Raw genomic sequence first — 20,075 nt, forward strand, 5'->3', positions numbered from 1 at the left:
GGCCTGGGGGTGGCGGGGGCCCGGTTTCCGGGTCCCCGCGACATCACCGCGCGTGGCGGCCGGGGGATCGGGCGCGGAAGCGGGGCTGCGCTGGAGGATTCCGCTCCGGGAAGTTCTCGGCAGGGGCGCATCTTCGGTGCAGGGCCGGGAATCTGCGGCCGTTCGGGCAGTTCACCAGTACCTGATCGAGCGACGGTTTTTTCCGCGCTGGCACCATATTCTGACGATCATGTCGAACTCCCCCCGGGCCCGCGCGCTGGCGGCCGAGGTCCGCAAGGTGCGCAAGGACAAAGGGATGTCCCAGGGAGTGCTCGCCGAACAGCTGGGCTGGAGCATCGCGAAGATCAGCCGGATCGAGACGGCGCAGCGCGGCATCGGCGGCCCCGACCTGGCCGCGGTGCTCGCGGCGCTGCGGGTGCGCGGCAAGCGGCGCGAGCAGCTGCTGACGATGGCCGAGGAGCTGGGCCGCCCGTCGTGGTGGGAGGCGATGGCGGGGCTCTCGGCGCACACCCGCGCGTGCATCGACGCGGAGCAGCGCGCCTCCCGGCTCACCGAGCTCAGCCTCGGCTACGTGCCGGTGCTGCTGCAGACCCGGGCGTACGCGACCGCGGTGTGCGCGGCGTCCGGTGCGGGCACGGGCGAGGTGGACGAGCAGGTCAACGTGCGGCAGGTGCGGCAGGGCATCCTGCACAAGGCCTCGCCGGTGGCGTTGACGGCGTACCTGGACGAATCGGTGCTGACCCGGCCCGTGGGCGGTGCGGCGGTGATGGGCGGGCAGCTGCGGCACCTGCTGCGCTCCGCGGAGGCGCCGAACATCGCGGTGCGGGTGCTGCCGACGAACCTGGGGGTGCACGCGGGGCTCGGCGGGCCGTTCACGCTGATCGAGTTCGCGCGCGGGGTGGCGACGGTGCTGCTGGAGAGCCAGGAGTGCGGACTGCTGCTGGACGACGAGGAACGGGTGGCCGCGTTCCGCGAGTCCGTCGACTGCCTGGACCGGGTCGCGCTGGGCACGGTGGAATCCCGCGCGATCATCGGCGGCTACGCGACGAAGTTCGAAGACCGCTCCACCCGCCAGCTCACCTGACCGGACGCACGAGAACGGGGCGGCCCTTCCGGACCGCCCCGTACTGCATTTCTCATGTGGCGGAGCCACCTGTGAAAACGATCCCGCAGCGAGGGCGCCGCTGAGGTTCCGCCACCCGCCCAGCTCAGCCGAGCGAGCGGGAATCCGTCAGGCGATCAGCTGCCGATCTGCTCGGTCAGGACGTCGTTGTAGGCGCCGACGCGGGCGTACACGCCGGGCTTGCCGGGGCGGGCGCAGCCTTCGCCCCAGGAGGTGACGCCGATGAGGCGGCCGTCGGCCACCATCGGGCCGCCGGAGTCGCCCTGGCAGGCGTCGACGCCGCCTTCGGGCAGGCCGGCGCAGACCATCGAGTCGGGGCTGTACTCGTCGTACCCGGCGGAGCAGTCCGCGTCGGAGCTCACCGGCACGGTCGCGGTCTTCAGGTGGTCGGAGGTGGAGCCGCCTTCGGAGGTGGTCCCCCAGCCGAGGAGGGTGGCGTCGGTGCCCGCGGTGTAGCCGGCGTCGTCGGCGGTGGCCAGCTCGACCGGCTGAGCGCCTTCGACGGGAGCGGACAGGGTGAGGACGGAGACGTCGAAGCCCAGGGTGGCGTCGGTGTACTCGGGGTGCACCCAGACGTCGCTGACCTCGGAGACGGTGCCGCCGGTGCCGCTGATCTCGGTCTGCCCGCTGAGCACGTTGATCTCGGACGGGTCGGAGCCGGTGGTGCAGTGCGCGGCGGTGACGACCTTCGTCTCGGAGACGAGCGAGCCACCGCAGAACTGCTGGCCGTCGGGCGTGGTGAGCGCGACGACGAACGGGTGGTCGGCGATGTCGGCGTCCTGGCCGCCGACGATGTACGGGGTGACGTCGGCCGGTTCGGCCTGGGCGGCCGAGACGGAGACGGTGGCGGCGGCCGAGAGGGCGACCGCGGCGATCCCGGCGATGCGGGCCATGCGACGTGGGGCAGCGACCATCTTGCTCTCCTCGATCTCGCGCCCGGGGCGATGGGGCGTCCCGGGCGTTGTCGGTTGTCCGGGTTCGGCTGCGCGTGGTCCGTTCCCGGTCCCTCCACGAAACGGGCCGGTGCCCGCCCCGCTGCCATTGAGGAATCGTCTGCGACCCTAATCGCGGCGACATTCGGCCCAAAAGTGCCGGTATTTGCCGTTTTCACAGTGCCGTCGGACTATCCGCGGTTCGCCCGGTCGGCGGTGTTCGGCGGTTCGATCCCGCGCATTCGAGTCGAATGCGGGAAACGGGTCCGCGACCCCGGCGCGCCCCGAACGCACCGGGGCCGCGGTTCTGCCGCGACCGGTACTCCCGCCGGTCGTGGCGCAGCCACCGGTCCCCGGACCGTGGCGGGTGCGGCCGCCGGGCCCCGACTGCCGCTGTGGCGGGCGCACCGCGTCCGGTGTACCGAACGACCGGTGGAATATTCCAGAGCCATTCGGGCGAGCATGGTCACGCCGAGGGCGAACGACCGGCCCCGAAGCCCGTTGACCTGGCGGAACCACCTAGATCACAGATTGATCTCAACGCCCGCGCGCGGGTGCGCGGAGACGATCCGCGGCACGCCGCCCCACCGCACCGCGGAGCGCACGGACGAGGCCGCCGATCGGCTCGCCGCGGACTAGCACAGCGCCGGGACGCGCCGGACGACTCGCGTCCCGCTGCCACGAAGATCTCAGGGGATCCCCTCGACAAAAACCGACTACACAGATTCGAAACACGTTCATCACGTTCTACGAGATCGTGAACCTTGACATCGAAGGCCGCGGAACACAGTATTCGATCAGCATCGCGAGCGGTCCGGAACGAAACCGGCGGACACCGCACGAGAGGCCATGAAACCCAGCGGCCAGAACGGGATTGGCACTGTGACCTCAATTGTGCACCAGCTCTCCCTGAACGAGAATTTCGCCCCACCGCTGCCCGGCGTGAGAACTGCCGCCGAAGCCGCCCTCGACACGCTGAACCTCACCCCGGACCCGTTCTCGTCGGATCTGGTCGCGCGCGTGGCCGAGCACCACGGGGTGGCCGCGGAGCGCGTGCTGGCCGGCGTCGGTTCGGGAGCGCTGCTCCAGCAGTTCCTGCAGGTCCACGCGGGCCCGGGCACCGAGGTCGTGCACCCCTGGCCGTCGTTCGAGATGTACCCGCTGATGATCCGCAACGCCGGGGCGAGCGCGGTGGGGGTGCCGCTGCGGGATTCGGCGCACGACCTGGACGCGATGGCGGCCGCGGTCACGGACCGCACCCGGGTGGTGCTGTTGTGCAACCCCAACAATCCGACCGGGTCGATCCTCACCGCGGAACAGATCACCGGGTTCCTCGATCGCATTCCGAGTGATGTGCACGTCGTGCTCGACGAGGCTTACATCGACTTCGCCACCGGGACCGGCGAGACCATTGCGGATGGAATCGAACTAGCCCGAACGGACCACCGGCTCACCATCGCTCGGACCTTTTCCAAGTCGTACGGGCTGCTCGGCATGCGCGTCGGTTACCTGTTGGGAGCGGAGCCGGTGGTGGCCGCGTTGAAGCCGAGCGCGCTGTTCTTCCGGGTGAGTGGGCCCGCGCAGGCGGCGGCCGCGGCGGCGCTGGCGGCGTCCGAGGTGATGCGTGCCCAGTGCGCGGAGGTCGCGGCCGAACGCGACCGGCTCCGGGAAGGCCTGCTGGCGCACGGGATCCCGGTGCCCGCCAGCGGCGGGAACTTCCTGTGGCTGCCACTGGGCGGGGCGAACCAGCGCTTCGTGGACCGGTGCGCCGAGCGCGGTGTGGTGGTGCGGGAGATCGCCGGGTCCGGGGTGCGGCTGACCGTCGGCACCCGCGCGGCGAACGACCTGGTGCTGGAGGTCGCGGCCGAGTTCTCCGCCGCGGACGCCACCGCCGGAGACCTGGCCGCCGAGGTCAGCGAGCCCGCCCGGTGACCGCCCGGATCAGCGACGCCCACGACCTGGCCGGGGATCCGGCGGCGCTGCTGGCCGCCTCCCCGGTGGCCGCGGAGCTGCGCGCGGAGCTGGAACGCCGCTGGCCTGCGGGCACCGACCACATCAGGGAGGTGTCGCGGTACGCGCTGCTGGCGCCGGGCAAGATGCTGCGGCCGGTGATGCTGGTCGCGGCCGCGGAGGCCGTCGGCGGGGATCGCGCGGCGGTGCTGCCCGCCGCGGTCGCCATCGAGTACCTGCACGTGGCCTCGCTGGTGCACGACGACATCATCGACGGCGACGAGCTGCGGCGGGGCCGGGCTTCGGTGCCGGTGCGGTTCGGGGTGCCGGACGCGATCGTCACCGGCGACGCGTTGATCCTGAGCCTGTTCGCCGCGCTCACCGAGTGCGGGCTGCCCGCCGAACCGGTGCTGGCGGCGGTGCGCGCGGTCGCCGACGCGGGCGTGGACCTGTGCCGGGGGCAGGCGTTGGAGGCGGAGCTGCTGCGGGATCCGGCGTGCCCGCCGGAGCGGTACCGGCGGATGGCGGCGTTGAAGACGGGCGCCCTGTTCCGAGCGGCGTGCCGGTCCGGTGCGGTGCTCGGCGGCGGGGACACCGAGCAGGTGGCGGCGGCGACGCGGTTCGCCGACCGGGTCGGCACCGCGTTCCAGATGCACGACGACCTGCTGCCGTACCTGGCGGAGACCGAGGTGACCGGCAAGTCCGGCAGCAGCGATGCGGGGAACATGCGGCCGACGTTCCCGGTGATCGTGGCGCACGGCATGGCGGGCGCGCGGGATCGCGCGCTGCTCGCGGAAGCGCTCAGCGGCACCCGGTCCCCGGTGGAGTCGTTCGCGCTGCTGCGGGAGGTGCTGACCCGGCTGGGCGCGGTGGAGCGCGCCGCGGCGGAGGCCGCCGAGGAGATCCGGCGGGCGCACCGGGACTTGGCGGTGCTGCCGGGCGGAGACGGTTCGCGGCTGCTGGCGGCGGTGGCGGACCTCGCGATCCACCGGGACCGCTAGCCGTGGCCGCATCGATGTCCGCGGTGCACCGCGGGATCCGGGCGCACGTCGAGACCTGGCGGCCCTACACCACCTGCTATCCGGCGATGGTGGGGATCGCGGGCGCGGTCACCGCCGGCGCCGGGTGGGGCGTGCCGCTGCTGGCGGCGGCGGTGGTGCCCGCGCTGGGCTGGTTGTCCGGGCACTACTTGGGCGATTACTTCGACCGGGAGCTGGATGCGATCGGGAAGCCGCAGCGCCCCATCCCGTCCGGCCGGTTGTCGCCGCGGGCGGCGCTGGCCTGCGGGGTGGGCTGCGCGGCGGCGGCCGCGGTGTTCGCGCTGCTGGTGAACTGGCACGCGGTGCTGCTGGTGGTGGTGGCGACGGCGGGCATCGTCGCCTACAGCCGGTTCTGCAAGGCGCGCGGCCTGTCCGGGAACCTGGTGCGCGGTTCGCTGACGGCGCTGGCGCTGGCGGCGGGTGCGCTGCTGGGCGCGGACCGGGTGCCGTGGACGGTGCTGGTGTTCGCGCTGGTGTTCCTGGCGCACGACGCGGCGTCGAACCTGGTGGGGACGATGCGCGACGTGGACGGCGACCGGGCGGGCGGCTACCGCTCGGTGCCGGTGCGCAGCGGCATCCCGGTGGCGGTGCGGACGTCGTTCGCGCTGTACGCGTCGGGGTTGCTGGTGGTGCTGGCGCTGGCGGAGGCGGTGCCGCAGCGGGGCGGCTACTCGGCGTTGGCGACGGTGGCGGCGTGCGCGGGGACGGCGGCGTTCTCGTTGCTGCTGGAGCACATCCGGGAGTTGCCGCCGCGGAAGGCGTTGCGGGCGCACGAGATCCTCGTCGCGGAGCGGCTGGTGCTGGCGGGCGCGCTGATCGCGGGTGCGGCGGGTCTGTGGCTCGCGTTGGCGGTGCTGGTGCCCGCGCTGGTGTTCAGCCTCGGTGCGCAGGCCGTGCTGCGTTCGGGGCACGAGTTCCCCACGGCGGAGCGACGGGAGGCGACGCTGCCATGACGACTTCGCGGGCCGAGGAGGTCTCCGAGGCGATCGAGGCCGCGGCGGAGGCGGTGTTCGCGGCGCGGCGGCCGGACGGCGTGTTCGACTACTCGGAGGACGGGCTGACGTCCACGTTGAGCACGGTGGGCGCGGTGAGCGCGCTGCACTTCGCCGATCCGCGCGGTTCGGCGGACCTGATCGAGCGGGGCGTGGCGTGGCTGCGGGCCCGGCAGTCGGACACCGGCGGCTGGAGCATGGTGCCGGGCGGCGCGGACGAGCCGGGTCCGACGGCGGTGGCGTCGGCGACGTTGCAGCTGGTGGCGCCGGAGTCGGCGGCGGACGCGGTGGCGGCCGGGCAGCGCTGGATGCTGGACCACGGTGGCCTGGAAGGGATTCCGCACCCGGAGGTGACGGCCTGGTGCCGCCAGTTCTACTCGTTCGTCGGCTGGTTGCGGACGTCGGACATGCGCCGGTTCCCGCTGGAGCTGGCGGTGCTGCGCGGCCCGTTCCTGCGGTTGTTCGACCTGCGGGCGCCGATGGTGTGCGCGCTGGGGTTGGCGCAGGCGGCGACCCGGGAGCAGACGCCGCTGACGCGGCTGCTGGCGAAGGCGGGCACGCCGGGCGCGCTGGCGATCATCCGCGAGGTCTACGAGCACGAGGGCAGCACCGGTGGCTGGTGCGAGGACGCGTGGGTGACCGGGTTGATCTGCGGTGGGCTGGCGCGCGCCGGGCTGGGCGCGGACATGGTGGCGGGCGCGGTCCGCTGGTTCCGGGAGCAGGTGAACGAGGACGGGTCGTGGAACAGCGGCCCGCTGGGGTTGACCTGGTCGATGTACGCGGCGGGCGGGCTGCTGGAGGCGGGGTACGCGACCGACGAGCGGTTGCTGGCGACGCGGGAGGTGTTCCTGCGGGAGCAGCAGCACCGGCCGTTCACCGCGTTCGGCTGCCCGCCGGGGTTCTGGGGCTGGTCCGGCAAGGGCTGGCCGGCCTCGCTGGAGACCGGGGAGATCATGTCGGCGCTGGCGCGCTTCCCCGGTGAGCTGCAGCGCCCGGCGCTGGAGTCGGGCGCGCGCTGGTTGTTCGCGCAGCAGGACTCGCGCGGTTCGTGGGGCCTGTGCGTGCGGAACACGAAGGTCGCCAACAGCGGGCCGTGCCCGCACATGACGGCGCAGTCGCTGGACGGGCTGCTGGATTCCGGGGTGCCCGCGGCGGATCGGCGGATCCGCCGGGCGGTGCGCTGGCTGGCGAGCGCGCAGCGGCCGGACGGCTCGTACGAATCGGTCTGGTACCGGATGCACACGGCGGGCACGTCGGCGGTGCTGCAGACGCTGGTGCGCGCCGGGGCGGGCGGTTCCGACGCGGCGCGGCGGGCGCGGGAGTGGCTGGTGCGCGCGCAGCTGCCGGACGGTTCGTGGGGCACCGGCGGCGACGAACCGGGCACCGTCGAGGAGACGGCGTGGGCGGTCGGCGCGCTGCTGGTAGCGGGCGGGGGTGCCGACGGCGCGGAGGTGCGGCGCGGGGTGCGCTGGCTGCTGGACGCGCGCCGCCCGGACGGGTCCTGGTCGGCCGCGCCGGTGAACGAGTACGTGCGCCACGTGTCCCGCTACTCGAACCGGGCGCTGGCCAACGGGTTGGCGTTGCGCGCGCTGGCCCGCTACCGCGATGCCGCGGGGAGGAGTTGACGGTGGACGCCGATGTGGTGGTGTGCGGGGCCGGGGTCGGTGGGCTCGCCGCGGCCTGCGCGCTGGGCGCGCGGGGTTTCCGCGTGCTGCTGCTGGAGAAGATGGCCGAGCCGTCGCGGGTCGCGAAGGGCGAGGTGCTGCAACCGGGCGCGCTGCGGGTGCTGCGCGAGTGGGGCGTGGCGCAGCGCTTGGAGTCGCGCGGCGGGCTCCGCCTGGCGCGGCTGGTGGCGCGGGACACCGCGGGCGCGCCGCTGATGGCGTTGGACTACGACCGGTTGCGGGAGCAGGAGCGGTGGTTGCTGGCCCACGACTACCCGGTGATCCTGGAGGCGTTGGCGGACCGGCTGGACGGCTCGGTGGAGTTCCGCCGCGGCGTGCTGGTGCGCGACCTGCTGCGGGACGCGGACGGCCGGGTCGCGGGGGTGCGGGTCGCCGAGGGCGGTCAGGAGCGGGAGGTGCGGGCGTCGCTGGTGGTCGCCGCGGACGGCATCTCCTCGCGGCTGCGGAAGTCGGCGGGCATCCCGGCACACCGCGACGAGTACCCGCACCGGTTGGCGGCGTTCGACATCGCCGACGCGCCGCGGGTCGAGCAGGACTTCTCGGCGTACGTCAGCGAACGCGGCCTGCGGTTGCGGTACCCGCTGCCGGGCGGCCGGGTGCGGCTGTACGTGCAGGTGGGTGCGGACGAGCTGCGCGGGCTGGATTCCGACGGCATGGCCGGGTGGATCGAGCACCTGGTGCGGGACACGCCGGCGCTGGAACCGCTGGCGGACGCGCTGCGGGCGAGCTCGGCGAACCGGCAGGTGCTGCCGGTGTCCCGGTTCTTGGCGCCGGGCCTGGGTGTTCCGGGGCTGGCGCTGGTCGGTGAGACGGGGCATTCGGTGCATCCGATGGCGGCGCAGGGCATGAACACGTCGATCACGGACGCGGAGAGCCTCGCCCGGCACGTGGGCGGGGAGTTGAGCCCCGCCGCGGTGGACGCGGGAATCCGCTCCTACGAGGCGGAACGGCTGCCCGAACTGGTCCACATCGGACGGACGAGCCACAACGCGGCCCGCATGATCACGGACCTGTCCTGGACGGGCCGCGTGGTGGGGCGGCGGGCGCTGCGCTGCACCGGCGGCAACGACCGGCTGCGCTACACCGTCATGCACAACATGGCCGGGCTCGGGCAACACCGGTTGTCGCTGCTGGACCGGCTGCACCAGGTGGGGGTGCTGCCGGACCCGCGGGCGCGGCGCCTCCCGGCCTGGGCATGAGCGCCACCCAGGCCGGGGGCGGGTGGCTAGCCGGCGAGTGCGCACTCCACGAGCACCAGGCCGCCGTCCCAGCTGCGGCTGCCGCGCACCGCGAGACCGGCTTCGGCGGCCAGCGCCTCGAAGTCGGCGATGGAGCGCTCCCGGCCGCCGAGCAGCGACAGCGACTGCAGGTCGAACGAGGAGTTGTTCTTCGCGTGCTCCTCCCCGGCCAGCACCTCCACCACCAGGACGCGTCCCGCGCTGCCCGCCGCTTCGGCGCAGCGGCGCAGGATGCGGACCGCGTCGGCGTCCGGCCAGTCCGTCAGCACCCGCGACACCACGTACCGGTCGTAGCCGGCGGGCAGCTCGTCGAAGAAGCTGCCGGGCACGAACGCGGCGCGGTCGGCCACCTCGGACGCGGCGAGCGCCTCGTCGGCTTCGGCGGCCACCGGTGGCAGGTCCAGCACCGCGCCCTCCAGGTGCGGCTGCCCGCGAAGCACCTCGACGAGCAGCGCACCGACCCCGCCGCCGATGTCGATCACGCTCTTGACCGCGGACCAGTCGTACTCGGCGGCCAGCAGCGGGCCGGTCTGCCACGCGTGCGCGGCCATGATCGCGCCGAAGAACCCGCGCAGCGCGTCGTCACGCTGGTAGTCCTCCCAGAACGGCACGCCGTGCACCGGTTCGTAACCGGAGCGGCCGGTGCGCACCGAGTGCGCCATGCCCGCGTACGCCAGGTCCATCTTCACGCCCGGGCCGTCCAGGTCCAGCCACTTCTTCTGCCACGCGCTGTCCGCGCCCAGCAGGTGCCGGGACACGTCGGTCAGCGCGAAGCGGCCGCCCTGCTCGGCCACGAACCCGATCGCCACCAGGTGGCGCAGCAGCCGGGCCAGGGAATCGGCGTCGGTCCCGGTGGCCGTCGCGAGCTCGGCGAGCCCGGTGGCGCCCTCCGCGATCCGGTCCGGGACGCCGAGCGTCACCGCCGCGCGCACCGCGAACGGGGTGGCGAGGTCGGTCAGCGCCGCCAACCGCGCGCCGGGATCCGTCGTCTCCGAAGCCATACTGGTGCACTCCTGTCCATGCTTCCGGTGTTCTCCAACCGGATTCCCGGCTCGCGATCCCCCGTTTTCCCGCGCATTCCACGCGGTTCTTCCGCCCGGGGAAAATCACCACCGGAACCCGAATCCGGTTCGCGCAGCATCGCACCGGAACCCGATTCCGGTCAAGAATTCGACCCGATCCGGACGGCGATTCCTCGATTCGCCGATCCGCCGTTCCGCATGCGCGGAACAAGTGTCATCGGCTCCACTCAGAAAGGCGCATCATCATGGCGGCTCCCGTTCAGGACACCGGCCTGCAGGTTCGCCCGATCAGCGGCGCACTCGGCGCCGAGGTCCGCGGCATCGACCTGAACTCCCTCACCGACGAGGCGTTCGCGCAGGTCCACGCACTGCTGCTCGAACACCTCGTGCTGTTCTTCCCCGAGGCCGCCGGGCTCGGGCCGCAGGCGCACATCGAGTTCGGCAAGCGGCTCGGAGAACTGGAAGTGCACCCGTTCCTGCCGAAGCTCGACGGACACGAGGAAATCGTGGTGCTCGATTCCGCGCAGGGCGCCAAAGCCGACGTGTGGCACACCGACGTCACGTTCAGCCCCACCCCGCCGGTCGCCTCCATCCTGCAGATCGTGCAATGCCCGCCGTTCGGCGGGGACACGATGTGGAGCAACCAGCACCGGGCTTACGAGTCCCTTTCCGCGCCGTTGCGCGACATGCTCGACGGGCTCACCGCGGTCCACGTGTTCGAGCACCCCAACGGCTCGTTCCGCAGCGAAGCCGAGCACCCCGTGGTGCGGGTGCACCCGGAGACGGGGCGGCGCTCGCTGTACGTCAACCGCATGTTCACCCGGCGCATCCCGCAGCTGGCCGCCGCCGAGAGCGACGCGCTGCTCCAGCACCTGTACGCCGTCGCCGAGCACCCGAGCAACGTGTGCCGGTTCCGCTGGAACGCCGGGGCGATCGCCATGTGGGACAACCGCGCCACCCAGCACTACGCGATCAACGACTACACCGAGCGCCGCGTCGGCCAACGCGTCACCGTCCTCGGCGACACCCCCACGGGCGACACCCCGCGTTGGCCGCACCACGACGCGGACACCGGAGGCGCGGAAGCCCTGCGCACCAAGTCCTGACCGGAAGCCGAGTGAACGGGCCCGGGGGGCCCCCACCAGGGGGGCCCACGGGGGGGACAACCCCCCCCCCGCCGCCCCCCCCGGGGGGGCGCCCCCCCGCCCCCACAAGCCTTCCCCGTACGCCGTGTGACCGCCCGGTCCCACCAACCTGTTGGGACCACGGGCCCGTCCACTCCAGCCGAGCTCTCCGCGCAGCGGGTCGATCACCACATCCGCTGATGCGGAGTGAACGGACCGCTTGACCAACTAGATCGGACGAACGGTCCGTTCACTCCGCGAGGAGGGCGTCAGCCGGGGAAGGTGTGCGACCGCAACCCCGCCCCCGCCCCGGGCACGACGAGCACCGCACCGTCCGCCGGCTCCGGTTCGGCGAGGCCGTCGCGGGCGGTCGTGATGTAGAGGTCGGTGAGGTCTTCGCCGCCGAAGCAGCAGCTCGTCGGGCGCCGGGACGGCAGCGGCACGGTCCGGTCGACCCGCCCGTCGGGCGCGTAGCGGCGCACTTCCCCGCGGTCCCGCACCGCGACCCACAGGAATCCGTCGGCGTCGGCGCACATCCCGGCGGGTTCCCCGTCGACGTCGAACGCGGTGCGGCGCTCGGTGGCGGCGCCGGTCACCTGGTCGACGGTCAGCACGTCGATGCGGCGGGCGGCGCTGTCGGCGAGGTGGAGCCGGGTGTCGTCGGGGCTCCAGGCGAGCCCGTTGCCCGCGGCGATCCCGTCGACGACCACGTGCGCGGCGCCGTTCGGGTCGACGCGGACGAGCCATCCGCCGCCGCTCTCGTCCTCGCGCACGGTGGTCGCCCAGACCCGTCCGCCCACGTCGACGGTGGTCTCGCCGGCGCGGACCCCGTCGCGGGCCCAGAAGGTGAGCCAGGTGCGGCGTTCCCCGTCGGCGTCGTACAGCGCGACGCCCTCGTCGAAGTGCAGCAGCAGTCCGCCGCGGGTGCGCGGTTTGGCGGCGCTGACCTGCTGCGGGACCTGCATGGCGTGGTCGGTGTCGTCGGGCGCGTAGCGGTGCACGGTGCGGGCGCGCAGGTCGGTCCACAGCAGGCTCGCGGTTCCCGCGTCCCAGGTGGGGCCGTGCCCGTGGTGCGCTGCGGCAGGCACGGCCTGCTCGGCGGTGGTGGGCACCGCTGTTACCTCCTGGGGTTTCCGGGTTCGGCGAACGGTGCGGGAGCTTAGCGGGCGCGGCAGAACGTTCCCCCGAGTCACCGCTCCCCCGATCCGCGTAACCTCGGAAAGGTGACGAATCAGCCAGAGCGGCCGCGCGTCCTCCCGCGGAACCCGCTGCGCGCGGCGGTGCAGATGGCGTTCATGGTGGCGGTGCTCTACGCCGTCGAGTTCTGGGACCAGGCGACGCCGGGGAACTTGGACCAGAACGGCATCGTGCCCCACCGGATCAGCGGCTTGGACGGGGTCCTGTGGGCTCCGCTGCTGCACGCGGGCTGGGGCCACCTGATGTCGAACACGGTGCCGCTGCTGGTGCTGGGCTGGTTGCTGCTGGCGAACGGGGTGGGGCAGTTCGTGGCGGTGACGGCGATCGTGTGGGTCGTCGGTGGCCTCGGCACCTGGCTGATCGCGACCGGTGGCGTGCACGTGGGCGCGTCAGGGGTGGCGTTCGGCTGGATGGTGTTCCTGCTGGTGCGCGGCTTCTTCAACCGCAGCCTGGGGCAGATCGTGGTGGCGGTGGTGCTGTTCTTCTACTGGGGCGGCATGTTGTGGGGCGTGCTGCCCGGCCAGCCGTACATCTCGTGGGAGGGTCACCTGTGCGGGGCGCTCGGCGGAGTGCTGGCGGCGTGGCTGGTGGCGCGCAGCACTCGTCGCGGTTCGGGAACGCCGCAGCCTGGCACACTGTCGGCGTGACGAACGCGCCGATCGGGATCTTCGACTCCGGAGTCGGCGGGCTGACCGTCGCCCGCGCCGTGCTGGACCAGTTGCCGGGCGAGGCGATCCGCTACGTGGGCGACACCGCGAACGCCCCGTACGGGCCGCGCCCGCTGGCCGACATCCGCGAACGCACCTTGGCGATCACCGATTCGCTGGTGGAGGGCGGGGTGAAGGCCCTGGTCATCGCCTGCAACACGGCGTCGGCCGCATGCCTGCGGGATGCGCGGGAGCGCTACGACGTGCCGGTGGTGGAGGTGGTGCTGCCCGCGGTGCGCCGGGCGGTGGCCACGACCCGCAACGGCCGGGTCGGGGTGATCGGTACCGAGGCGACGATCCGCTCGCGCGCCTACGACGACGCGTTCACGGCGGCTCCGCAGGTGCGGCTCACGACGGCGGCGTGCCCCCGGTTCGCGGACTTCGTGGAGCGCGGCATCACCAGCGGCCGCCAGGTGCTGGGGCTGGCGCAGGGCTACCTGGATCCGCTGCAGCGGGCCGATGTGGACACGCTGGTGCTGGGCTGCACGCACTACCCGATGCTCACGGGCGTGCTGCAGCTGGCGATGGGTGATCAGGTGACGCTGGTGTCGAGCGCGGAGGAGACCGCGAAGGACGTGGTGCGGGTGCTCACCGAGCAGGACATGCTGGCGGGGCCGCAGGAACCCGATCACGAGTTCCGCACCACCGGCGATCCGGCGAGGTTCACCCGCTTGGCAGGCCGCTTCTTGGGTCCGATCGCGGCTTTCGGGTCCGTGCGGCAGGTCGCCATGTCAGGCTCGTCGGCGTGAAGCTGACGATTCTCGGATGTTCCGGCAGCCTGCCCCGGCCGGACTCACCCGCCTCCGGCTACCTCGTCGAGGCCGGTGGGGCGCGGATCGCGCTCGACCTGGGGAACGGCACCGTCGGTGCGCTGCAACGCCATTCGGACCCGTTCTCGCTGGACGGGTTGTTCCTGAGCCACCTGCACCCGGACCACTGCTCGGACTTCGGGGCGTTGACGGTGCTGCGCCGCTACCACCCCGATCCCCCGCACGACACGACGCGCCGCAAGCTGCCGGTGTTCGGGCCGCCGGAGACGCAGGACCGGTTGACCAGGCTGTACGCGCCGAACACCGCGGAGCTGGCGGAGACGGACCTGGCCGACGTGTACGACTTCGCCGGTTTCGGCTCGCCAGCGGAGATCGGCCCGTTCCGGGTGGCGGCGTTCCCGGTGGACCACCTGTGCCCGGCGTGGGGATTCCGGGTGTCGGCTGGTGGCCGGGTGCTGGCCTACACCGGTGACACGGGCCCGTGCGCTGCGCTGGAGGAGCTGGCGCGGGGTGCGGACGCGCTGCTGGCCGAGGCGTCCTGGTCGGATTCGCCGGACCGCCCCGACGGGGTGCACCTGTCCGGGCGGCAGGCGGCGCGGGTGGCGAAGCGGGCCGGGGTGCGGCAGCTGCTGCTGACCCACCTGCAACCGTGGACCGACCCGCAGGAGATCCTGCGGGAGGCGACCGAGGAGTTCGACGGCCCGGTGGAGGTCGTCGAGGCCGGTCGCGACTACCCGATCTGAGTCGGTGGGAAGGACGAGGATGACGATCACGGCGGTGTGGTCGATCGCGTCGACGGCGGACGCGAACGCGGGCGACGGGCTCAGCGTCACCGAACCGGGCGAGGTCGACGACCTGGTGCGTCGGCTGGCGGAGCCGAACGCGGGCCCCGCGACGATCTGGCACGAGGGGCGGGAGCCCGCGGACTCCGCCACCGGCATGCTCGACCACGACGTGATCGCCGCGGTGTCCGGCGGCTACGGCTACCTGAGCCACATCGACACCGACCACGACTACGCCGTCCTCGACGGCGACCCGGAATCACCCGCGCTGATCAGCGAGGACGCCGAGTTCCCCGCGGGCAGCGGCGTGGACCCGGCGGTGCTGGCGGCGGCGCTGCGGGACTTCCTGGAGACGGGGCGGCGGCCGAAGGCCGTGGAGTGGCGCACCCTCGACTGGTAGCGGTCCGGTCACCGCCACCCAGAACGGGCGCGGCACGGGCAGTTAGGGTGGGCGCGTGGCGAGAGCGGATGGGCGGAGCGACGACCAGCTCCGGGACGTGCGAATCACCCGCGGATACCAGGACTGGCCCGCTGGTTCGGTCCTGGTCGAGTTCGGGAAGACCCGCGTGCTGTGCGCGGCGAGCGTGCAGGACGGGGTGCCGCGCTGGCGCACCGGTTCCGGCCTCGGCTGGGTGACCGCCGAGTACGCGATGCTGCCGTCGGCGACGAACACCCGCGGGGTGCGCGAAGCGGTGAAGGGCCGCATCGGCGGCCGCACCCACGAGATCAGCAGGCTCATCGGCCGTTCGCTGCGCGCCTGCATCGACCTGGCGGCGCTGGGCGAGAACACGATCGCGCTGGACTGCGACGTGATCCAGGCCGACGGCGGCACCCGCACGGCGGCGATCACCGGCGCGTACGTGGCGCTCGCGGACGCCGTCACCTGGCTGAGCTCGGCGGGCCGGTTGTCCGATCCGAAGCCGCTGTCCTGCTCGATCTCCGCGGTGAGCGTCGGCGTGGTGGACGGCCGGGTGCGGCTGGACCTGCCGTACGAGGAGGACTCGCGCGCCGAGGTGGACATGAACGTGGTCGCCACCGACCACGGCACCCTCGTCGAGGTGCAGGGCACCGGGGAGGGCGCCACCTTCCCCCGGTCCACTTTGGACACGATGGTGGACTTCGCGCTGAACGGCTGCGCCGAGCTGTCCCGCAAGCAGGCCGAGGCGCTGACCGCGCCGTACCCCGGCGAACTCCCCGGCGGTGCCCGGTGACGCGGCTGCTGCTGGCCACCCGCAACGCGAAGAAGCTCGTGGAGCTGCGGCGCATCCTCGAAGCCGAAGGCGTCACCGGCGTCGAGGTCGTCGGCCTGGACGCGGTGCCCGAGTTCCCGGAAGCCCCCGAGACCGGGGCCACGTTCGAGGAGAACGCGCTCGCGAAGGCCGCCGACGCGGCCCGCGCGACCGGTCTCCCCGCCGTCGCCGACGACTCCGGGCTCGCCGTGGACGCGCTCAACGGCATGCCCGGGGTGCTGTCCGCCCGCTGGTCCGGCGCGCACGGTGACGACCAGGCGAACCTGGACCTGCTGCTCGGCCAAATCGGGGACGTGCCGGACGAGCGGCGCGGGGCGGCGTTCGTCTCGGCCGCCGCGCTGGTGCTGCCGGACGGCACCGAGACCGTGGTGCGCGGCGAGTGGCCGGGAACCGTGGTGCGCGCCGAACGCGGCACCAACGGGTTCGGCTACGACCCGATCTTCGTGCCCGAGGGCGAGACGCGGACCGCGGCGGAGCTCTCCGCCGAGGAGAAGGACGCGGACTCGCACCGCGGGCGGGCGCTGCGGTCGCTGCTGCCCACGCTGCGGGAGCTGGCGGGTCAGTAGTGGCAGGCGGCGGTTTCCGCGGGACCGTCTGAAAGTCGGGTTCCTCGTCGGGCAGCTCCGCCGCACCTGGCGCGGCCGCGCCGCAAGGAGGCATCGGGTCGGCGCTGCGCGGCCCGCCGACGTCAGCGGGTCCGTTCGCGACGCTCGGGCCTGCTCATCGGGCCCGCCTGATCGGTGCCGGCGCGGACCGCGCTGAGGCGCCGCTCCCTCGGCGAGCCGGACCCCGGACTCCGGCGGTCGCCCCCGCTTCCCAGCTCCGGCGCGGTTCCGGACCGGCGGGAAGTGCGCGCATGGCGGACACCTAGCCGGGTTTCACGCGGACGGCGGACCCGATCGGCGAGTTCGCGGACCCGAGGCGGCGGGGTGGCTCAGCCCGGAGGCCACCGATCGGCGCAAGCGGAGCGGTGACCGGGCGCGATGCCGCCCGAATGCCGGGTGTGCGCCGCACCACCCGCGCGGGGTGTTCCCCGGACGCCGCGTAACGACCGGCCACGATCCGGCGAAGTGTCGAGTGGGTCCGCGAATCGGGGCGGGCTCCGCAACTTCTCGCCATCGGGCGGACATCGCCGCGCGGCGCGGTGCAGGGATGCACCGAGCGCCGGCCCTTCGCTCTCCGGACCCCGCGACGCGGCGGCCGTCCGGAGCCTCCGCACCGATCGGCGTCCCGGTTTCCGCCGCGCAGTTCCCGCCGAAGGAGAACCTCGATGAAGCCGTTGCTCGTGTGCGTGTCCGTCGGTGTCACCTCCGCCGCCGTCACCTTCAGCGTCCTCGCCGCGTTGCACGCCGCGAACTCGCTCGCCGCTCCCCCGCCGCGCCGCCGACCACGAGCACCTGACCGCCACCGCGAGCCGGTGCTGCCGCCGGTGCGGCCGGAACGGCTCCGGCACCCGCCAGGTCGGCCGCGTCGACGACACCGACACCCGGCCGCTCCCGCCGCTCCTGCCCGAACCGGCCCCCACCGGCTCCCGCCGAGCCGCGGTCGCGGAACTGGTGCTGCGCAAGCCGAAACCGCTCTGGTTCGCACCGGAACCGCTGCGGCTCAGCGCGGAGGAATCGGCGCGCACCGAGCAACTGGTCAACGAGCTGCTCGACACCGCCGAACCCGGGGACGGCGCGCCGGACGCACCGGGCGTGCGGGCCGCGGTCGGCACCCTGTGCACCGCGCTGCTGTTCGGCGCGGCCGTCGCCACCGCCGCCCTCACCGGGGTGTCCCCGGCGAGCGGCGCCCCGTTCCGCGGCCCGGACCAGGAACCCGCCGAGCCCGCCGTCGAATCCGTGCGGTTCCCGCAGCGCCCGCCGACCGTGCTCGACCCGGCCGCCGACGAGGAGTCCGCCGCGGCGGCGGCCGCCCGGGAGTTCTACGGCCGCATCGACCGCGCCCCGGCGCTCGCCATGCCGCGCCTCACCCCGGGCATGCCCGCGTCGGGCCGCGGTGGGCCGGACTGCACGTGGCGCGAGGTGGTCGCGGTGCGGCCGCTGCTGCTGCGCGCCGAGTCCCCGCAGCTGGTCCGGGCCCTCGTGGAGGTCGAGCACCCGGACGGCTCGCGCTCGCTGCTGCGGCACCTGCTGCACCTCGACGCGGCCGGGCCCGGTGGCCGCGTCGACGTGGAACTGCGGTCGTTCCAGCACTTCCCCCGTTGAGCGCGCGCGGGGCGCGCGGGCGTACCGTGGGCCCGAATCACAACAATGCGGCAACGACGCCGCGGTGACCGCCCGCTCCGCGAGCACCGCCGAGGTCATCCCGGTACGAACCGGACACCCGCGGCCCGCGCCGGGACCGGCGCGGACACGCTCCGCCGACCGCCCGAGCACGCCACGTGTGGACTGCGGAAACACTTCGTGCCGCCGGAGCGATCAGGAGGAGGACGGCACCTCGCTGGACGCGAGTGGAATCGGGCTTCCCCGATCTCACGACTTCGGGTCTACGCCGCGAGGGCGTCGGCTAGGCTGCCGTACCGCGGCCGGATACGGCCCACCGGCCGGAACCGGGCCGCGCTGAATGAACGTGTACTTGTCGGAGGGCCGAACCGGTCCGCTAAACCGCCGATGCCCGACGGGGTGCTGCCGATCCGGATCCTTCCGGTTCGAGATCGCGTCCCAGCGGGCATCTAGCAGTACGGGGAGACGTCGGTGAGCGACGAAGGTCGCCTGGTCGCCGGACGCTACCGAGTGCAGCGACGCATCGGCAGTGGCGCGATGGGCGTGGTGTGGGAGTGTGTGGATGAACGCCTGCACCGCACTGTCGCGGTCAAGCAGTTGTTGTTGCAGCCCGGTCTGGATCCGGGTGAGGCCGAGGAAGCGCGGCAGCGGGCAATGCGGGAAGGCCGCATCGCGGCCCGCCTGCAGCACCAGCACGCGATCTCGGTCTACGACGTAGCCGAGGACGAAGGCCAGCCGGTGCTGGTCATGGAGTACCTGCCCTCCACCAGCCTGGCGGCGATGATGTCCGATCACGGACCGCTGCCGCCGCGCGAGGTGGCCCGGATCGGAGCGCAGGCCGCGGCCGCGCGCGGCGCCGCGCACGCGGCCGGGGTGGTGCACCGCGACATCAAGCCGGGCAACATCCTGCTCGGCGACAACGGCACGGTGAAGATCACCGACTTCGGCATCTCGCGCGCCCAGGGCGACGTGCAGGTGACGAAGACGGGGATGCTGGCGGGCACGCCCGCCTACCTGTCGCCGGACGTCGCCATGGGCAAGGAGCCGAGCGGTGCCTCCGACGTGTTCTCCCTGGGCGCGACGCTGTACGCGGCGATCGAGGGCAGGCCGCCGTTCGGGCTGAACGAGAACACGCTGGCGCTGCTGCACTCGGTGGCCGCGGGCCGCATCGAACCGCCGCAGCAGGCGGGCGCGATGGCCCAGCCGCTGATGGCGATGATGCAGGTGCGCGTCGAGGACCGGCCCGACATGGCGCAGGTCCGGGAGATGCTGCTGGCGGTCGCCGACGGCGGTTCGGCGAACTCGGTGCCCACGATGGCCGCGCCGATCCCGCCCGCGATCGGCCCGGACAGCAGGCCCGACCTGGCTCCGACCAGCGTCGTCGGCCAGGACCACCACGGCGGCACCGCCTACTACGACGACGACCCGTACAGCCAGCACGACTCGAACCCGCGCACCGCGTACCTCGGGCCGGACTCGCGTGCGGAGACGTCGTTCGACGACCGGCCGCGGCGCAGCAAGCGCCCGCTGGTGCTGTCCGGTGTCGCGCTGGTCGCGGCCGCCGTGGTCGCGGTGCTGGTGACCTCGGCGTTCCTGAACAGCAACACCCCGGACCCGACCGGCAACGACACGGGCACCAGCCAGCAGCCGCTGCCGCCGCCCCCGCCGCCGACGACCCAATCCTCGGAGAGCTCCGGGTACTCGGAGGAACAGACGTACGAGGAGACCACCAGCACGGAGACGTCCACGGAGCAGACCTCCCAGCCGTCGACGACGCAGCAGCCGACGTCCACGGAGGAGTCCCAGCCGTCCGAGACCTCCGGCGACGACGGCGACGGCGACGACGGGGGCGAGTCCTCCGCCGACCAGCCGACCCAGTCGGAGGCCACCTCGCCGCAATCCGGTGCCTCCGCGTTCCAGCTTCAGGGCTGAGCACCAGGTGGTCGTTTTCCGGGCCGGGGACAGGCATCTCGCGATGCGTGCCCCCGGCCCGGTGCTTTCGCCAGCGGCGATCCGTTCACCCCGACCTGGTGCGTTC

18 protein-coding genes are annotated in these 20,075 nt (G+C 73.4%); 15 read left to right on the forward strand and 3 right to left on the reverse strand.

Annotation, left to right across the window (positions count from 1 at the left end):
- Positions 1-229 precede the first annotated feature (229 nt).
- Positions 230-1,084 (forward strand): helix-turn-helix transcriptional regulator, encoded by an 855-nt coding sequence (locus LCD31_RS04105; protein WP_224956093.1) that lies wholly within the window; start codon positions 230-232, stop codon positions 1,082-1,084.
- 155 nt (positions 1,085-1,239) lie between these two features.
- Here LCD31_RS04105 and LCD31_RS04110 read toward each other — a convergent pair whose 3' ends face one another.
- A complete protein-coding gene (locus LCD31_RS04110; RefSeq protein WP_224956094.1) occupies positions 1,240-2,037 on the reverse strand; it encodes a trypsin-like serine protease in 798 nt (265 codons plus the stop codon).
- 867 nt (positions 2,038-2,904) lie between these two features.
- Between LCD31_RS04110 and LCD31_RS04115 the strand changes: the two genes are divergently transcribed.
- From LCD31_RS04115 to LCD31_RS04135, 5 genes are read left to right on the forward strand one after another with little or no spacing between them, the layout of a single operon-like run.
- Positions 2,905-3,987, forward strand: a complete 1,083-nt coding sequence (locus tag LCD31_RS04115) for an aminotransferase class I/II-fold pyridoxal phosphate-dependent enzyme (protein WP_224956095.1) — start codon at positions 2,905-2,907, stop codon at positions 3,985-3,987.
- A complete protein-coding gene (locus tag LCD31_RS04120) occupies positions 3,984-5,006 on the forward strand; it encodes a polyprenyl synthetase family protein (protein WP_224956096.1) in 1,023 nt (340 codons plus the stop codon). The genes LCD31_RS04115 and LCD31_RS04120 overlap by 4 nt, the downstream gene beginning before the upstream one ends.
- Before the next feature lie 2 nt (positions 5,007-5,008).
- Positions 5,009-5,998, forward strand: a complete 990-nt coding sequence (locus LCD31_RS04125) for a UbiA family prenyltransferase (protein WP_224956097.1) — start codon at positions 5,009-5,011, stop codon at positions 5,996-5,998.
- Positions 5,995-7,662: a prenyltransferase/squalene oxidase repeat-containing protein gene (locus LCD31_RS04130; protein ID WP_224956098.1), complete on the forward strand. Its 1,668-nt coding sequence runs from the start codon at positions 5,995-5,997 to the stop codon at positions 7,660-7,662. The genes LCD31_RS04125 and LCD31_RS04130 overlap by 4 nt, the downstream gene beginning before the upstream one ends.
- A 2-nt stretch (positions 7,663-7,664) precedes the next feature.
- Entirely contained in the window at positions 7,665-8,921 is a 1,257-nt protein-coding gene (locus LCD31_RS04135; protein ID WP_224956099.1) for an NAD(P)/FAD-dependent oxidoreductase, read from the forward strand.
- 26 nt (positions 8,922-8,947) lie between these two features.
- On the opposite strand, the gene LCD31_RS04140 is transcribed toward LCD31_RS04135, so the two are convergent.
- Positions 8,948-9,961 (reverse strand): methyltransferase, encoded by a 1,014-nt coding sequence (locus tag LCD31_RS04140; RefSeq protein WP_224956100.1) that lies wholly within the window; start codon positions 9,959-9,961, stop codon positions 8,948-8,950.
- Between the two features lie 266 nt (positions 9,962-10,227).
- On the opposite strand from LCD31_RS04140, the gene LCD31_RS04145 reads away from it, so the two are divergent.
- Positions 10,228-11,088 carry a TauD/TfdA family dioxygenase gene (locus tag LCD31_RS04145; protein ID WP_224956101.1) on the forward strand — a complete coding sequence of 287 codons (861 nt, stop codon included), beginning with the start codon at positions 10,228-10,230 and terminating at the stop codon, positions 11,086-11,088.
- Positions 11,089-11,375: 287 nt separating this feature from the next.
- On the opposite strand, the gene LCD31_RS04150 is transcribed toward LCD31_RS04145, so the two are convergent.
- On the reverse strand, positions 11,376-12,218 hold the full coding sequence (locus tag LCD31_RS04150; RefSeq protein ID WP_224956102.1) for an SMP-30/gluconolactonase/LRE family protein: 843 nt from the start codon (positions 12,216-12,218) through the stop codon (positions 11,376-11,378).
- Between the two features lie 111 nt (positions 12,219-12,329).
- Between LCD31_RS04150 and LCD31_RS04155 the strand changes: the two genes are divergently transcribed.
- The 8 genes from LCD31_RS04155 (at position 12,330) to LCD31_RS04190 (ending at position 19,969) form a co-directional block, all read left to right on the forward strand.
- Entirely contained in the window at positions 12,330-12,950 is a 621-nt protein-coding gene (locus tag LCD31_RS04155) for a rhomboid family intramembrane serine protease (RefSeq protein WP_374201639.1), read from the forward strand.
- Complete coding sequence (gene murI / locus LCD31_RS04160) at positions 12,947-13,759, forward strand: glutamate racemase (RefSeq protein ID WP_224956103.1); 813 nt, start codon at positions 12,947-12,949, stop codon at positions 13,757-13,759. The genes LCD31_RS04155 and murI overlap by 4 nt, the downstream gene beginning before the upstream one ends.
- Positions 13,756-14,523 carry an MBL fold metallo-hydrolase gene (locus LCD31_RS04165; protein ID WP_224956104.1) on the forward strand — a complete coding sequence of 256 codons (768 nt, stop codon included), beginning with the start codon at positions 13,756-13,758 and terminating at the stop codon, positions 14,521-14,523. Before murI ends, LCD31_RS04165 begins: the two co-directional genes overlap by 4 nt.
- A 19-nt stretch (positions 14,524-14,542) precedes the next feature.
- Positions 14,543-14,962: an Imm1 family immunity protein gene (locus tag LCD31_RS04170; protein ID WP_224956105.1), complete on the forward strand. Its 420-nt coding sequence runs from the start codon at positions 14,543-14,545 to the stop codon at positions 14,960-14,962.
- 55 nt (positions 14,963-15,017) lie between these two features.
- Positions 15,018-15,773, forward strand: coding sequence for a ribonuclease PH (gene rph, locus LCD31_RS04175; RefSeq protein ID WP_224956106.1), 756 nt, complete (start codon positions 15,018-15,020; stop codon positions 15,771-15,773).
- On the forward strand, positions 15,770-16,378 hold the full coding sequence (rdgB, locus tag LCD31_RS04180; protein WP_224956107.1) for an RdgB/HAM1 family non-canonical purine NTP pyrophosphatase: 609 nt from the start codon (positions 15,770-15,772) through the stop codon (positions 16,376-16,378). Before rph ends, rdgB begins: the two co-directional genes overlap by 4 nt.
- Before the next feature lie 735 nt (positions 16,379-17,113).
- Positions 17,114-18,019, forward strand: a complete 906-nt coding sequence (locus LCD31_RS04185) for a hypothetical protein (protein WP_224956108.1) — start codon at positions 17,114-17,116, stop codon at positions 18,017-18,019.
- Positions 18,020-18,508: 489 nt separating this feature from the next.
- On the forward strand, positions 18,509-19,969 hold the full coding sequence (locus LCD31_RS04190) for a serine/threonine-protein kinase (protein WP_224956109.1): 1,461 nt from the start codon (positions 18,509-18,511) through the stop codon (positions 19,967-19,969).
- Positions 19,970-20,075 lie beyond the last annotated feature (106 nt).

Source organism: Saccharopolyspora sp. 6M (assembly GCF_020176775.1).
Taxonomy (GTDB): domain Bacteria; phylum Actinomycetota; class Actinomycetes; order Mycobacteriales; family Pseudonocardiaceae; genus Saccharopolyspora_C; species Saccharopolyspora_C gregorii.